The 14,430-nt window shown below is 62.0% G+C and carries 14 protein-coding genes; 11 read left to right on the top strand and 3 right to left on the bottom strand.

Annotated features, from left to right (window positions below; translation table 11 throughout):
* The first annotated feature begins 311 nt into the window (after positions 1–311).
* The 5 genes from ACIX9_RS11150 to ACIX9_RS23790 all read left to right on the top strand — a co-directional run bounded on the left by ACIX9_RS11150 (position 312) and on the right by ACIX9_RS23790 (position 4,694).
* Positions 312–1,736, top strand: a complete 1,425-nt coding sequence (locus ACIX9_RS11150; protein WP_013580594.1) for an alpha-L-fucosidase — start codon at positions 312–314, stop codon at positions 1,734–1,736.
* 64 nt (positions 1,737–1,800) lie between these two features.
* Positions 1,801–2,613, top strand: a complete 813-nt coding sequence (locus ACIX9_RS11145) for a cytochrome C assembly family protein (protein ID WP_013580593.1) — start codon at positions 1,801–1,803, stop codon at positions 2,611–2,613.
* Positions 2,610–3,884, top strand: a complete 1,275-nt coding sequence (gene hemA / locus ACIX9_RS11140) for a glutamyl-tRNA reductase (protein WP_013580592.1) — start codon at positions 2,610–2,612, stop codon at positions 3,882–3,884. Before ACIX9_RS11145 ends, hemA begins: the two co-directional genes overlap by 4 nt.
* A 46-nt stretch (positions 3,885–3,930) precedes the next feature.
* Positions 3,931–4,359 carry a putative toxin-antitoxin system toxin component, PIN family gene (locus ACIX9_RS11135; RefSeq protein WP_013580591.1) on the top strand — a complete coding sequence of 143 codons (429 nt, stop codon included), beginning with the start codon at positions 3,931–3,933 and terminating at the stop codon, positions 4,357–4,359.
* A 2-nt stretch (positions 4,360–4,361) separates the two neighbouring features.
* Entirely contained in the window at positions 4,362–4,694 is a 333-nt protein-coding gene (locus ACIX9_RS23790; RefSeq protein ID WP_013580590.1) for a hypothetical protein, read from the top strand.
* 88 nt (positions 4,695–4,782) lie between these two features.
* Here the strand turns inward: ACIX9_RS23790 and ACIX9_RS23785 are convergent, their stop codons facing one another.
* A complete protein-coding gene (locus tag ACIX9_RS23785; RefSeq protein WP_013580589.1) occupies positions 4,783–6,231 on the bottom strand; it encodes a pentapeptide repeat-containing protein in 1,449 nt (482 codons plus the stop codon).
* Positions 6,232–6,254: 23 nt separating this feature from the next.
* On the bottom strand, positions 6,255–7,490 hold the full coding sequence (gene hflX, locus ACIX9_RS11120; RefSeq protein ID WP_408609729.1) for a GTPase HflX: 1,236 nt from the start codon (positions 7,488–7,490) through the stop codon (positions 6,255–6,257).
* Between the two features lie 366 nt (positions 7,491–7,856).
* Here hflX and ACIX9_RS11115 point away from each other — a divergent pair, with 366 nt between their 5' ends.
* The 6 genes from ACIX9_RS11115 to ACIX9_RS11090 all read left to right on the top strand — a co-directional run bounded on the left by ACIX9_RS11115 (position 7,857) and on the right by ACIX9_RS11090 (position 13,870).
* Entirely contained in the window at positions 7,857–8,507 is a 651-nt protein-coding gene (locus ACIX9_RS11115; RefSeq protein ID WP_013580587.1) for a trimeric intracellular cation channel family protein, read from the top strand.
* 78 nt (positions 8,508–8,585) lie between these two features.
* Positions 8,586–10,166, top strand: a complete 1,581-nt coding sequence (locus tag ACIX9_RS23780) for a methyltransferase regulatory domain-containing protein (protein WP_013580586.1) — start codon at positions 8,586–8,588, stop codon at positions 10,164–10,166.
* Between the two features lie 24 nt (positions 10,167–10,190).
* A complete protein-coding gene (gene hemC / locus ACIX9_RS11105) occupies positions 10,191–11,147 on the top strand; it encodes a hydroxymethylbilane synthase (RefSeq protein ID WP_013580585.1) in 957 nt (318 codons plus the stop codon).
* A 440-nt stretch (positions 11,148–11,587) separates the two neighbouring features.
* A complete protein-coding gene (locus ACIX9_RS11100; RefSeq protein WP_013580584.1) occupies positions 11,588–12,370 on the top strand; it encodes a TIGR03435 family protein in 783 nt (260 codons plus the stop codon).
* Between the two features lie 613 nt (positions 12,371–12,983).
* Positions 12,984–13,289, top strand: a complete 306-nt coding sequence (locus ACIX9_RS11095) for a hypothetical protein (protein ID WP_013580583.1) — start codon at positions 12,984–12,986, stop codon at positions 13,287–13,289.
* Between the two features lie 98 nt (positions 13,290–13,387).
* Positions 13,388–13,870: a hypothetical protein gene (locus ACIX9_RS11090; RefSeq protein WP_013580582.1), complete on the top strand. Its 483-nt coding sequence runs from the start codon at positions 13,388–13,390 to the stop codon at positions 13,868–13,870.
* A gap of 65 nt (positions 13,871–13,935) precedes the next feature.
* Here ACIX9_RS11090 and ACIX9_RS11085 read toward each other — a convergent pair whose 3' ends face one another.
* Positions 13,936–14,421, bottom strand: a complete 486-nt coding sequence (locus tag ACIX9_RS11085; protein WP_013580581.1) for a heme-degrading domain-containing protein — start codon at positions 14,419–14,421, stop codon at positions 13,936–13,938.
* Between the last annotated feature and the right edge of the window lie 9 nt (positions 14,422–14,430).

Below are 14,430 nucleotides of genomic sequence, written 5' to 3'. Positions count from 1 at the left end.
CAGCAGAATACCTGCGTTTCACCGGTAAACTTTCCGTAGCGAGCAATTTGGGAGTACGAAATGCGGAAGAAATATCGCAGCAAAGCAGCGGCAGCCGTTCACGAAACAGCCCCGGGCTTGCACCGTGCCGGCGCAATGAACGATGAAACCATGCACGAGTTCGATAGGCTATGCCTTACACAAATCCCCCTGCAACTTCGCTGAAGCACTCTCGCCCCCGTCGCATTAACAAACCAAATCGCCGCACGAAGTAAAGCCGAGGTTTAGCAGATCTGTTCGAAGCAACCACTCTAAAGCGATAGAGTGGTGCGATGGAATCCTCGAGCCGCCACAAAACTTTCTGCAGAGCCGCACTCTCCGCCGTCCTGAGCCTCTCCTTCATCGCTACCGCACAGGCCCCCAGGCACTACCAGCCCACCATCGAGTCCCTCGACCAACACCCGCTCCCTCAGTGGTTCGACGACGCAAAGCTCGGCATCTTCATCCACTGGGGCCTCTACTCCGTCCCAGGCTGGGCGCCGCTGGAGCAGGTCAACTTCAGCAAGCCTGACTTCCTCAAGAACAACCCCTACGCGGAGTGGTACTACAACACAGTCCGCATCCCCGGCTCGCCCACTCAGGCTTACGACCGCCAACACTTCGGCGCCAATCACAACTACTACGACTTCGCCGAAACCTTCAACGCCGAAAGCAAAAAGTGGAACCCGGACGTCTGGGCCAAAACCTTCAAGGACGCCGGAGCCAAGTACGTCGTACTCACCACCAAGCATCACGAAGGCTTCACCCTCTGGCCCAGTGCCATCCCCAACCCCACCTTGCCCGCCGCCCGCCAGCACGCCACCCGAGACCTCGTCGGCGATCTCACCACCTCGGTCCGCAACGCAGGCATGAAGATGGGCCTGTACTACTCGGGCGGCTTCGACTGGACCTTCGTTCCAGGCCCCATCGCCACCCACGCCGACTTCGACCCCGCAAAGCCCCAGACCGAAGCCTACGGAAAGTACGTCGACGCCCAGTACCGCGAGCTCATCCAGCGCTACCACCCCTCCGTCCTCTGGAACGACATCGACTACCCCAAATCCGGTCACCCGCTCGAGCTTGAAGCCGAGTATTACAACGCCATTCCTGATGGCGTCGTCGACAACCGCTTCGGAATCAAGCACACCGACTACGACACCCCCGAGTACTCCACCCTCAAGGACATCAATCCCAAAAAGTGGGAGGAATGCCGCGGTCTCGGCCAGTCCTTCGGCTACAACCGTGCCGAAGGTGAAGCCGAGACCATAGCCGCTGACAAGCTCATCTATCTCCTCGTCGATATCGTCAGCAAGAACGGCAACCTGCTCCTTGACGTAGGCCCTGAGGCCGATGGAACCATCCCCGCCGTCCAGCTTTCACGCCTCAAAGCCCTCGGCACCTGGCTCAACCAGAACGGCGAAGCCATCTACGGCACCCACCCCTGGACGCACGCGGAAGGCAAGACCGCTGACGGAATCGACATCCGCTTCACCCAGAAAAACCAGACCCTCTACGCCACCCTCATGGGCAATCTCAAGGGCTCATCCGTCACCATCACCGCCCTCAAGCTCAAACCCGGCACCAAAGTCCAGCTCCTTGGCACAAAACAGCCGGTCACCTGGTCGCAGGAAGGTGCCGACGTCAAACTAAACCTGCCGTCCACGCTCCCCGGCAAATACGCCTACGTCCTCGGCATCGGCAAGTCCGGGATCATGTAGGCCCGCAGCCGCTCAACCCGATATACTGGATTGTCGCCGCAAATCAACGCCCCGGCCCTATCCAATGTCCCTCCTCTGGCTCAGAGTCGCAGTCCTCCTCTACGGCATCGCCGCCCTCGCGGTCCTGCCCGCGGCCCTGTACGACCGTCACCGCTGGCGCCACATCGCCATCCCCGCCACCGTCCTCGCCCTCATCTTCCACTTCGTCTCCTTCGCCGAAACCCTCAGCGCCGCCCACCACGCGCTCCCCGTCGATACCCACGAAACCCTCTCCCTCATCGGCATCCTGTTAGCCCTGGCCTTCCTCATCGTCTACTGGCGATACCGCACCCTCGCCCTCGGTATCTTCATCCTCCCCGTAGTCTTCCTCCTCGGCCTCCTGCCCGCCTTCCACCCCGGTGAAGAACTTGTAGCCCCCGGCCTCCACGCCGGCTGGGTCCTGCTCCACATAGCCCTGCTTTTGGCAGCCTACGTAGCCCTCCTCATCTCCCTCATCGCATCGCTCCTCTACCTCATCCAGGAACGCCGCCTCAAATCAAAATCCGTCGCCAAATCGAGCATCAAGCTCCCGCCACTCGATACCCTCGACCGCCTCGCCCTCCGCGCCCTCACCCTCGGCCTCCCCTGCATGACCGCCGGCCTCCTCATCGGCTCCGCCCTCGCGCAAGTGACCTACGGCTCCGCCTACTTTCGCGACCCCAAGATCCTCCTCGCCTTCGCCATGTGGCTCGCCTACATCGGCATGATCTACATCCGCCGCCACTCCGGCCTCCGCGGCCGCCGAGCCGTCTATCTCTCCTCCTTCACCTTCTTCATCATCCTCGCCGTCTGGGCCTCGAACCAGTTCTCCGCAGTCCACAGGTTCACCACCCCATGAGCGAGTCGAACATCCAGCCAGACCAGAAGACCCCAACCCTGGTCCTCCTCGGAGTCAACCACAACACCGCGCCCATCGATATCCGCGAGCGCCTCGCCATCCCCGCAGGCCGCCTCGCCGACGCCACCCGCTCCCTCGCCCACTCGCCCGGCATCCGTGAAGGCCTCATCCTCTCCACCTGCAACCGCGTAGAACTCCTGACAGTCCAGGACGGCCCCACCCCAGAGACCAGCCCGGACCTCCTCCGCTTCCTCCACGAGTACTTCTCCGTCCCCTCCGCCACCATCCTCCCGCACCTCTATGAGTTCCGCGAGCGCGAAGCCGTCCGCCATCTCTTCCGCGTAGCCTCTTCGCTGGACTCCATGGTCGTAGGCGAGCCGCAAATCCTCGGCCAGGTCAAAGACGCCTACACCATCGCCAAAGAGGTAGGCAGCATCGGCGGCACTGAGAACGGCCAGCTCGACACCCTCCTCCAAAAAGCCTTCACAGTCGCCAAAAAAGTCCGCTCAGAAACCCAGATCGGCTCCAGCGTCGTCTCCATCGCGTCCGTAGCAGTAGACCTCGCCCGCAAGATCTTCGGCTCCCTCGCCAACAAAACAATCCTCCTCGTAGGCGCAGGCAAGATGTCGGAGCTGGCCGTCAGCCACCTCATCCAGCACGGCGCAGCAAGCATCCTGGTAGCCAACCGCACTGAAGCTCGCGCCCAGAAGATCGCCCAGCAGTTCGCCACCCCCGGCGTCACCTGCACCGTCATCCCATTCGACGACCTCTACACCCAGGCCCACCAAGCCGATATCGTCATCACCAGCACCGGCGCAACCGAGCAGCTCTTCGCCCGTCAGCACGGCCAGCAATTCATCGCCAAACGCCGCGGCCGCCCCATGTTCTTCATCGACATCGCCGTCCCCCGCGACGTAGACCCCCGCATCAACGAGATCGAAGGCTGCTTCGTCTATGACATCGACGACCTCCAGCAGGTAGCCCAATCCAACCAGGCCAACCGCAGCAGGGAAGCCGAAGCCGCCGAGCGCATCGTCACCAACGAAGTCGAGTCCTACCAGCAGCGCCTCGTCTCCCTCGTCGCCGTCCCCGCCATCAAGGCCCTCCAGCAGCAAGCCGAACAAACCCGCCAGTCCGAGTTAGCCCGCGCCGCCAAAGCCCTCGGCACCCTAACCCCAGCCCAGCAGGAAGCCGTAGAAGCCCTGACCCGCTCCCTCACCAACAAGCTCCTCCACCCCCAGCTGGTAGCCCTCCGCAAACCCACCGAATAGTCTCTCTTTGCAAAATATGTGACGCCACAGGTGATATCATCTTCCTATGAGGATTGTCCTTGATACCTCGTGCTTCATCACAGCCATCCGCTCGGTTCACGGTGCCGCTGCAGAGGTAATCAGGGTGATCGCTGCTCGTAGGGTGACGATCCTGATGGACTACAAACTGAGCTGCGAATATCGGGACGTAGCTCTTCGGCCATCCAACCTGCTGGCATCTCAAATATCCTCGCAAGCGATGCAGAAGGTCATCTCGAACTTGGAAGATGTCGCTGAAGCCGTACAGATCTCAGTAAAACATCGCCCACTCTCACCCGATCCGGACGACGATATGATTTTAGATCTCGAGATCAACGGACACGCAGACGCAATCATCACACAGAACAGAAAGCATTTCGTTCAGGCGGCTGAAGTATTTGGCATCCCGGTGCTCTCACCTGGAGAACTGCTGCATCACCTTAGATATCAGGAGTAAACATGCCCACCCAGTCCCGAAAGGCCGTTCTTAGCAAATTCCCATTGCGTCTCATGCCGTCGGTGCGCTCTACCGCAGAGCAGTTCTCACAAAAAGAGGGTGTCTCCCTCAACCAATTCATCAATGTTGCGGTTGCTGAAAAGCTCGCTCATCTTCAGCATGAAGAATGGGCTCGCAATCGTGCCAAGCCGACTCAGGAGACCTACGACCAGATCATGCATTTCGCCGATGGCCTTCCTGACGTGCCGCCACAGCCCGGAGACGAGTTGCCAGCTGGTTACGTCCCTATCCATCAGCGTACGGAAGGCGGATCGAAGAGAAAGCGGCAGGCATAGAGAAAGGAACTTTCAACATCAAATCCGAGCTTCGTAGACGAGTCTCCTTACGCTCCGATTGACGATGAACTGATTGATACCACACGCTTCACCAGCTCACCTGCCCCAGCAAATGCGTCACCGTGTGCAGCATTGGCTGCCAATGCTCCAGCAGCGCCTTCTCCGTCGCACTCTCCACCACCTTCACCGCAATCTCCTTCATCACGCCAAGCCCCGCCGCCACCACCCCAGCCTTCGGCTTCTCCTTCTGCAGTTCCGCCCCAACCGACTCCGCCGCCCCCTCAAGCTCCGTCGCCTGCCCCTCGCTCAGATCGTCCCTGCGCAGCAACATCTCCCGCAACAAGCTCACAATCTCCTTACTCTCGCCGATCGTCTGCTCCGCCTTAACCGAAGCCTGCCCACCCGCAATCACAACGTTGGTCGCCGAGCCGGTAATCTGCACATGCTGCCCTGAAGCCGCCAGCATCTTCGGCAGAACATCATCCAGCAGCAGTCTCTTCTCAATCTCCAGCCTCGCAATCACGTTATCCCGCAGCGCCACCTGCGCGGCTTGCGACTCCTTCGCCTCCGCCCGAATCGCATCCAGCGTCTTCGCATCCGCCTCATCCACATGGATCGAAACCCGCACTCCACCGCCCGTCTCTTCAATCGACTTCAGCCGAATCCCGCTCTCCGGATGCAGCGTCGCCAGATGGTGCAGCAGTGCCGGCAGCGTATTCACCTCAAACGGTGTAATCCCCCCGTGATACACGAGCTCCACCCGCATCCCAACGCTATAAAGCTTCTCAAACTCTTCCGGCGCGTATTCAACTCGCTCCTCACCCCGCTCATCCCAGAACGCCGCCTCGCAAACGATGCCGTGGATCGACCAACCGCTCCGTTGCGTCTCCCAAAGCTGAATCCCCGTGACATTCGCATGGTCCAGCGCAGCCGCCTTCAGCCTGGCGGAACGCAGGTCCGCATCTTGCAGCTTCGTGTAGCGAAGATCGGCCTCCGTCAGGTCGCTCTCCCGCAGGTTCACACCGCTCAGGTCGCATCCATTCAGCCTCGCCCGCCACAGCTTTGCCCGGAACAGGTTCGCTCCGCTCAATCTCGAATCTCTCAGATTGGTATCGCTCAGGTTTGCCCGTTCCAGCCTGCATCCCTCCAGCACCGCCCCGCTCAGGTTCACCTCGGTCAGATCCACGCCGGTCAGATTAGCCCCGGAAAGATCGCACTCGCCAAAGTTGGCGCCCTTCGTATCCGCCCCTCGAAGGTCCGCGCCCCGCAGCTTCGCGCCGCGCAGATCGGCCTCCCGCAGATCCGCCCAGTTCAGGCTTGCCCCGTTGAAGTTGGCCCCGCGGAGTCTCGTCTCGCTCAGATTGATCCTGTTCAGATACGTATGACTCAGATCGACGCCGCGTAGCTCGGCCTTCCTGAAAGACGCATCCGTAAGGTCCACCGGCTCATCCGGATGCTCGGCCCGCCACTCATTCCAGGCCTCCGCACCCCGCGCCAGAATCAGCAGCAGTTCTTTGTTCGATCCACCGTTCGGCATACCGAAACGATACCAAGAAATCCCTAAGCCGACCGATCCCGAAACCGCCGATACCGCCCCAGCAGCGAAGCCGGCCCCTTCACCTTCAGATAAACCAGGTTCCCCTCAAACCGCTTCTCCTCGATCACCGCCCCACCCTCGAGCGAAGCCAGCACAGCCCCCTCAGACTGCGGCAGTCTGAAGCTCGATTCCACCAGCGGATCAGCCACCAGCGCCTTATCGATAGCCAGCAAAAGCTCCTCAAGCCCAGTCTTCTGAATCGAAGAAACCGCCACCGCCCCGCGCTCATGCGGTAGTCGCCCCCGCTCCGGCACCAGGTCGATCTTGTTCAGCACCTCGATCACCGGCTTCTTAGCCGCCATGATCTCCGCCAGCACCTTCTCCACCTGCATCTTCTGCTCTTCCACAATCGGGCTGGAAGCGTCCTGCACATGCAGCAGAATCTCCGCACGCTCCACCTCTTCCAGAGTCGCCCGGAAGCTCGTCACCAGCGTATGCGGCAGGTTCCGGATGAACCCAACCGTATCCGACAGCAAGATCTTCCGCCGTGAAGGAAGCTGCAACTGCCTTAGCTTCGGGTCCAGCGTCGCAAACATCCGCGCCGATTCCAGCACCCCCGCCTCGGTCAGCGCATTGAACAGCGTGCTCTTACCCGCGTTCGTATACCCCACCAGCGCCACCACCGGCACCGGCACCGCCTCTCGCCTCTGCCGCTGTTGCTGCCGAATCCGCCTTACTCCATCCAACTGCGTCTTGATGTGATCGATCCGCACATTGATCTTGCGCCTGTCGGTCTCGAGCTGCGTCTCACCCGGCCCACGCGTTCCAATTCCGCCGCCAAGCTGCGACATCGCCCTTCCTCGGCCCGCAAGCCTCGGCAACTGATACTCAAGCTGAGCCAGCTCAACCTGTAGTTGTCCCTCCCGAGTCTTCGCATGGCGAGCAAAAATATCCAGAATCAACTGCGATCGATCAATCACATGGCAAGGCAGCCGAGCCTCGATATTCCTCAACTGCGAAGGCGTCAGGTCATGGTCGAACAGCACCAGCGAAGCATTTGTCGAAGCCACCACCCCCACAATCTCATCCAGCTTTCCTTGCCCCACCAGGCTTGAAGGATCGGGCTTCTGCCGACGCTGCACCAGCGTCGCCGCAATCGTAGCCCCGGCAGACCGAGCCAGCTCCTCAAACTCCGCCCGCCCCGCCTCAAAGTCCAGCGCAGAACCCTCCGGCAGCTCGCCCTCGTCCTCCCCCGCCATCACCGCCGCAGCCGTCCGAGCAGACCTCGCAGCAGCCGTAAGCTGCTTCCGCTTCCGCAGCTCTCCCGTAAACTCCACCACCACAATCACCGCAAGCTCTTCCTGCGTCTGTGACGTACGAAGCTCACGCGCCAGCAGCGCAGCATCCTGCGCCGCGCTCGCCTCCACCAGGCTCCGGCGAACAGTCTTACCGCGATTCCGGCGCGAAGTCACCTGCTCCGGTAGAGTTTCCGTTGAAGCCTTCTCTTTCCTCAAATCTCTCCCAATCCAGGGCCAGCACTCCAGCCCGATCTACCAATGATACCGGCCCAGCCCCACCCCAACTTTGCTAGCATTCACTAACCACGAATCACTAACCACTGCCTTATGCTCCCAGAGCGTCTCCATCTCCAAACCCTCATCTCCGCGCTCGACTTCGCCGGCATCGCCATCGGCAGCATCGGCGGAGCCCTCCACGCACGCCAGCACGCCCGATACAGCTACGACATCATCGGAGCCTTCGGCCTCGCGCTCACCTCCGCCCTCGGCGGCGGAGTCGTCCGAGACCTCCTCCTCCAGCACGGCCCACCCCTCGCCCTCACAGACGTCTGGTACCTCTACACCGCCCTCCTCGCCGCCGCCGCCGCCCTCGCGCTCGGCTCCATCATCGGCACCCGCACCCAGCGCGTCATGCTCTTCATCGACGCAGCCGCCATCTCCCTCTTCTCCGTCGCCGGCACCACCCGTGCCCAAAGCTTCGGCCTCTCCTGGCTCCCCGCCATCATCCTCGGCGTCACCACCGCCGTCGGCGGAGGCTCCCTCCGCGATATCCTCAGCGGCACCACCCCACGCGTCTTTGAACGCGGCAACTTCTACGCCATCGCCGCGCTCGCCGCCTCCGTCAGTTACCTCCTGCTGGACCAGACCAGCCTCTCCGATACCGCCAACGTCCTCATCGCCGTGGCCGTCGGCTTCACCCTCCGCATGCTCAGCGTCCACTTCAACTGGACCACCGACCCCATCCGCCCCGTACCGTAGCAGAATCCCTTCAACCAACGCGAAGGCGATGCAGTATCGTGGGGTTGTTCCGCGCCAAGCCATCCCCTGGAGCCAGTCATGCCGTCGCCCTCCAACGCCCATCAGACCCCATCCATCCCCGACCCCCACGACGCCGTACCCTACCCCGGCACCGCCTACCCCGCCACCCACCCAGACAATCTAGCCGTCCAGGCCCTCCTCCACGGCCTAACCCCCACCCCCGTCGCCCATTGCAGGGTCCTCGAAATCGGCTGCAACGAAGGCCGCAACCTCATCCCCATGGCCTACGCCATCCCCACCAGCCACTTCGTCGGCTTTGACCTGGCCGCCCAGCCCGTCGCTCGCGGCAACCAGCGCATCCAGCAACTCGGCCTCACCAACATCCACCTCTTCCAGGCCGATATCCTCACCCTCCAGGACACCCACCCAGACCTCGGCCTCTTCGACTACATCATCGCCCACGGCGTCTACGCCTGGGTCCCCCAGCACGTAGCCGACGCTCTCCTGGCCCTCTGCCGCCGTCTCCTCACCCCCAACGGCGTCGCCTTCATCAGCTATAACGCCCTCCCCGGCGGCCACCTCCGCACCATGATCCGAGAGATCCTCCAGCACCAACCCGGCCCAGGCCCCGCACCAGATCAAGACCCCACCCAAAGCCTCACCCACTCACTCGACTACCTCAAGTTCATCGCCTCCACTCGCCCGGAAGGCGATCCCTACCGCACCCTCTTCGAGCGCGAACTCACCCGCCTCCCGGAGAAGGGAGCCCAGGTCGTCTTCCATGACGAGCTCACCGCCAGCTATAACCCCGTCTCCTTCACCACCTTCGTCACCCACGCCGCCGCCCACAGCCTCCAGTTCCTCGCCGACGCCACCCTCCCGCTCCCCAACGACCCCTGCTTCAACCCCGCCATCGCCGGCCCCGCCAAGACCTTCGCCAACGGCGACCCCATCGCAGAAGAGCAAAGCCTCGACCACGCCCGCATGCGCATGTACCGCGAAACTCTCCTCTGCCACCAGGGCCACGACATCACCTGGGACCTCCGCCTCGACGCCCTCGCCCACCTCCGCCTCTCCTCCCGGGCCGAACTCCAACCCCCCGCAGCCTCGGATGAGGACGACGACGCAGAGTATGACGACGGCTCCCGCAACTACAAGCTCCCGGACGCCCTCCACAAAGGCGCCGGCATGGACACCCGCAGCCCCGCCCTCATCCTCATCATGGATCACCTCATCGCCGCCTGGCCTGAGTCCGTCCCCATGGCCCAGATTGAGCGCCTTCTCGCAGGGCAGGGAATCACCTTCACCGCAGAGCTCGTCACCCTCCTCCTCCGCCTCATCTTCGCCCGCATGATCCATCTCCACACCTGGGCCGCCCCCGTCAGCGCCACCCTCGCCGCCCGCCCCCTCGTCAGCCACATCAGCCGCTTCGAACTCACACAGCACGACCGCCTCATCAACCTCGCCCACTCCGTCATCACCCTCCCAGACCCCATCGTCCGCACCCTCCTCCAGCTCCTCGACGGCACCCGGGACCGCGCCGCCCTCCTCGAAGCCCTCCACACCACCCACCCGGACATCCCCCTCGAAACCCTCGCCCAGGGCCTCGAACCCGCCCTCCACCTCCTCAACCGGGCCGCCGTCATCCTCGCCTCTTGACCGCCGTCGTATCCTGATAAGGACATGACACAGATCCGCATAGGCTCCCGCGGCAGCCAGTTAGCCCTCTGGCAAGCCAACCACATCGCCGCCGAACTCCGCGCCCACGGCCACCAGGTCGAAATCGAAGTGATCCGCACCACCGGCGACCGCATGCAGCAACCTGGCTTCGTCCCTCCACCAGGCCTCGACGGCAAAGGCATCTTCATCAAGGAGATCGAGGACGCCCTCCTAGACGGTCGCATCGACCTCGCCGTCCACAGCTACAAGGACCTCCCCACCACCATCGACCCCCGCTTCACCATCGCCGCCGTCCCCCCTCGCGCCGACGCCCGCGACGCCTTCGTCTGCGAGCCCTACTGGGCCCTCCATACTCTCCCGCACGCCGGCCGCATCGGCACCACCAGCCCCCGCCGCCGAGCCCAGCTCCTCGCCCTGCGCCCGGACCTGACCTTCGTAGAACTACGAGGAAACATAGACACTCGCCTCCGCAAGCTCGAGGAAGGCGCCTGCGACGCCCTGGTCCTCGCCTGCGCCGGCCTCGATCGCATAGCCCGCACCGAGTCCGTCCACCAGCGCTTCGACGTAGACGAGCTAACCCCCGCCCCCGGCCAGGGAGCATTAGCCCTCGAAACCCGCAGCCCCGCCCACGCCCTCGACACAGAAGACCCCACCCGCGACCCGGCCATCTACAAAGCCATCCGCGCCCTCGAGCACCCAGAAACCCGCTTCGCCACCGACGCCGAGCGCGCCTTCCTCGCCGAGATGGGCGGAGGCTGCGAGCTCCCCCTCGGAGCCCACTGTCTCTCCACCTCCGGCGTCTACCGCCTCTACGCCCAGGTCCTCTCCCCGGACGGCGAGTACATGGTCCAAACCACCCTCGACCGCCACCCCGAAGAACCCGCCGCAGCCTTGGGCCAACGCGCCGCCGAGATCCTAAAAGCCCAGGGAGCCCTCGACCTCCTAAGCACCGCTGTCTAACCCTCCACAACTCTGGGTGCCCCATGTCCCGACTCTGGGACATGGGTTCAACAGCTTAGGCCAGACCGCCTCACCGCCGAGACCCACCCCTCACTCTCGCCGCCCCACCCCACCCCACACACAGGTGTCATTCTGAGCGCAGCGAAGAATCTCAGTAGCGGCTGTTGCTGTTGCTGTTGCGGTTGCTGTTGCTGTTGCTGTTGCGGTTGCGGTTGCGGTTGCTGTTGCGGTTGCGGTTGCGGTTGTCGTTGCACTTGCACTTGCACTTTGCAGCTCCTCTTGCAGCTACCCATCATCTGAGCCCGTCATTCTGCGCGAAGCGCAGAACCTCCGTATTGGCCGTTGCCGTTGCACTTGCTCTCATAATCCACCCCAGCATCCGGAACTTTCCCCTCCAACCTCCCGTATTACCTGGAAACAAACGAGCACAGGGGTTGCAGATGAAGATGAAGCTACTAGCCGGTCTGGTCCTGGCAGCCGCGCTAAGAATCACCTCCGCCCAAACGCCCGGCCCATCCTCGGGTCAGATGCCAAAGTCCGCCCACCCCACCTTTGACATCGTCACCATCAAGCCCAGCGACCCCGACTCCCACCGCCAGGGAATCGGCTACCACGGCCGTCAGGTCGATGCCACCGGCCAGACCCTCAAGAGCCTCATGATGTTCGCCTACGGCGTCCACGGCAAGCAGATCGTCGACGAGCCCGCATGGGTCTCGAGCGTCAAGTTCAACATCGTGGGCGTCGCCGACATCCCCGGCGAACCCAGCCTCCCGCAGATGCAGGAGATGTACCGCAAGCTCTTCACAGACCGCTTCGGCCTGCAGCTACGCCATGGAAAACGAGAGCTCTCCTACTACGCCATCACCATCGCCAAAGGCGGCACAAAGGTCCTCAAGGCTAAGGATGGAGACGACGCCTCCCCGGACCAGACCGGCGAAGGCCACGGCTACATGGAGATGCGTTTCACCGCCAACCTCATGTCGGACTTCGCCCTCGGCATGAACTACTTTGCAGACCGCCCCATCGTCGACGAGACCGGCCTGCAGGGCAGATATGACTTCACCTTGAAGTGGACACCTGACACCGCGACACCCACAGAGAGCAGCCCGGTTCCCGGCCTCTTCACCGCCATGCAGGAGCAGCTAGGCCTCAAGCTCGAACCCAAAAAGGGAATGGTAGACGTCCTCGCAATCGAAAAAGTACAACAACCCTCCGCCAACTGAAATTGAAGCTCCGGGGCGATATCACCGGGTGTCCTATCCTCAGACGACGGTTTCATCGTCGGATAGCCGGGTCCCTTCCAAAGCTTTTGTCTAGCAGGGTGGTACGGGGGGCATCGTTTGCGGAAGCAAACGACCGCCTTCCTCAACCTCGCCACAGCTCCGGGTGCCCCATGTCCCATTTCTGGGACGTGGGTTCCACCGCCCAACCCGGCACCGCCACCACCACGCCAAGTCCCGGAAGGGCACGGCTTCAGCCGTGCCGTCGCACCACCTCTCCGAATGGTCGGAGCTTCCAAAAACACCGAGGTCTAAGAACAACCACAACTTCCGTGTGCCCCATCCTCACCGACAGCCTTCTCGTCGGTTAGGGTGGGCATCGTTTGCGGAAGCAAACGACCGTTCTCCTCGCTCTCACCCAAACTCCGGGTGCCCCATGTCCCGCTTCTGGGACGTGGGTTCCACCGCTCAAACCGGCACCGCCACCACCACGCCAAGTCCCGGAAGGGCCACAGCTTCAGCCGTGCCGTGGCACCCTCGACGAAGGACCCGTCTGTGAAAGTCGAAATTTCCGCAAACACCGTTTTCAAGGCTCTTCGGTTAGGATGCTTCAAGGATGAGCGCCCAACCGTTCCAGATCGATTACGTCAGTCCGCTTGAAGATTCTGACTCCGCAAACGATAACATCGATATTCACCTTCGCATGGACGATGGGCGGGTCTACAGCCTTCTCGTTGCAACGCCAAACAACATCTACTCCTGCATGGACAACAGCCAGGAAGACTACTTCTTTGGTGTGCCTCCCATCTTCGTCAGAGTGCTGGACAGAAAGCATATTGAAGAAGCGATCAATGCGCTCCTTTCTGAAGATGATGGCAGATGGCTTTCCATCTACGGCACCCTTCAGGTAGGACTTGGCTAAGCAGACAGTCTCTGTTTAGTCGCTAGCGCAGCGACTCCTCGAAAGTCGGTGTTAGCGGAAAGAACCTCCGCCACCGCCACTTCAAGCTAGAATTCCGCATGGCAGGCTTGTTGGTCGTGGGTATCCCGTTTCTGGTGGTATGTGTCGTCGTCGCGTCTTTCATCATGTTGAGCACGTTGAGCAACAGGCGCAACGTGCAGTTTGCAGCGGCACGCGGCGTTACCTACGAAAAGCATGGGAAGACTCCCATAGCCGTTCCCAAGGTGGTCTACGGTCAGCGCGACCTCAATGAAACGAGTTCGTTCTTGTATGGACCGTGGCACGGTGTTGACTGCTTCGCGTGTGATTTCAGGATTGGGTGGGGCCGGGGCTCAGTCGAATGGCTCTCGATGGTAGCCATCCATGCAGAACTGCAAGCAGTGAGCGGGCTCGATCTGAAGCGATGGGTCCTGACGCCGCTGAACGGATGGACATTTCTGGTCCCGAGAGAGCCGAAGGGCGGCACGCTGAAAATCAAAAAGGTGATAGAGCTTTGGGACTTGCTGGCCGCTGCCATCCCAAATATTGACCAGCGAGAGTAGCTCCCGCAAAGTCGCGTTATCGGCACCATCAACATCCCACAGCCAGGCCCTCGCGATCAGCATCATCACCCCAACCCCACCACCGCAGTCCCCAGTGCCTCCCCCAACGCCGTCACCACCATCGCATGATCCTCTCTCTGCGTAAGCCCACTCGCCACCACGCTCCCCACATACCCCGTCCCCCGCAGCACGATAGGAAACCCACCCCCATGCAGAGCGTAGTCCGCCAACGTCAGCCCATGCCTCTCCTCAATCGTCTTCTTCTCCAGTTCGAGCTGCAGCCCCATCGCATAAGAAGCCCTCCCAAACCGCATAACAGTATTTCTCTTCCGCCTGATCCAATCCGCCTGCCCTGCCGGAGGATTATGCGTCACCGCATGAAACAGCACCCGCCCCGCCACCTGGATCTCGAACGTCATCACCGCCGCCCGCCGCATCGCCTGCTCCCGCAGACTGCACCCAACCTCCCACGCCGTATCCGCGCCAAAGCTCTCAAACTGCAGCGCCTTCTCCTGTTTCGCAATCACATCCAGATCGTCCTGCAAACCCATCGACACCCT

Source organism: Granulicella tundricola MP5ACTX9 (assembly GCF_000178975.2).
GTDB classification, from domain to species: domain Bacteria; phylum Acidobacteriota; class Terriglobia; order Terriglobales; family Acidobacteriaceae; genus Edaphobacter; species Edaphobacter tundricola.
Note: the sequence above shows the minus strand (reverse complement) of the source record. Positions and strands in the feature narration are given on the sequence as shown.

Excerpts from the sequence above, each read along its gene's own strand:
- ACIX9_RS11150 (WP_013580594.1), top strand. The coding sequence starts at position 312 with ATGGAATCCTCGAGCCGCCACAAAACTTTCTGCAGAGCCGCACTCTCC.
- ACIX9_RS11145 (WP_013580593.1), top strand. The coding sequence starts at position 1,801 with ATGTCCCTCCTCTGGCTCAGAGTCGCAGTCCTCCTCTACGGCATCGCC.
- hemA (WP_013580592.1), top strand. The coding sequence starts at position 2,610 with ATGAGCGAGTCGAACATCCAGCCAGACCAGAAGACCCCAACCCTGGTC.
- ACIX9_RS11135 (WP_013580591.1), top strand. The coding sequence starts at position 3,931 with ATGAGGATTGTCCTTGATACCTCGTGCTTCATCACAGCCATCCGCTCG.
- ACIX9_RS23790 (WP_013580590.1), top strand. The coding sequence starts at position 4,362 with ATGCCCACCCAGTCCCGAAAGGCCGTTCTTAGCAAATTCCCATTGCGT.
- ACIX9_RS23785 (WP_013580589.1), bottom strand. The coding sequence starts at position 6,231 with ATGCCGAACGGTGGATCGAACAAAGAACTGCTGCTGATTCTGGCGCGG.
- hflX (WP_408609729.1), bottom strand. The coding sequence starts at position 7,490 with ATGGCGGGGGAGGACGAGGGCGAGCTGCCGGAGGGTTCTGCGCTGGAC.
- ACIX9_RS11115 (WP_013580587.1), top strand. The coding sequence starts at position 7,857 with ATGCTCCCAGAGCGTCTCCATCTCCAAACCCTCATCTCCGCGCTCGAC.
- ACIX9_RS23780 (WP_013580586.1), top strand. The coding sequence starts at position 8,586 with ATGCCGTCGCCCTCCAACGCCCATCAGACCCCATCCATCCCCGACCCC.
- hemC (WP_013580585.1), top strand. The coding sequence starts at position 10,191 with ATGACACAGATCCGCATAGGCTCCCGCGGCAGCCAGTTAGCCCTCTGG.
- ACIX9_RS11100 (WP_013580584.1), top strand. The coding sequence starts at position 11,588 with ATGAAGATGAAGCTACTAGCCGGTCTGGTCCTGGCAGCCGCGCTAAGA.
- ACIX9_RS11095 (WP_013580583.1), top strand. The coding sequence starts at position 12,984 with ATGAGCGCCCAACCGTTCCAGATCGATTACGTCAGTCCGCTTGAAGAT.
- ACIX9_RS11090 (WP_013580582.1), top strand. The coding sequence starts at position 13,388 with ATGGCAGGCTTGTTGGTCGTGGGTATCCCGTTTCTGGTGGTATGTGTC.
- ACIX9_RS11085 (WP_013580581.1), bottom strand. The coding sequence starts at position 14,421 with ATGGGTTTGCAGGACGATCTGGATGTGATTGCGAAACAGGAGAAGGCG.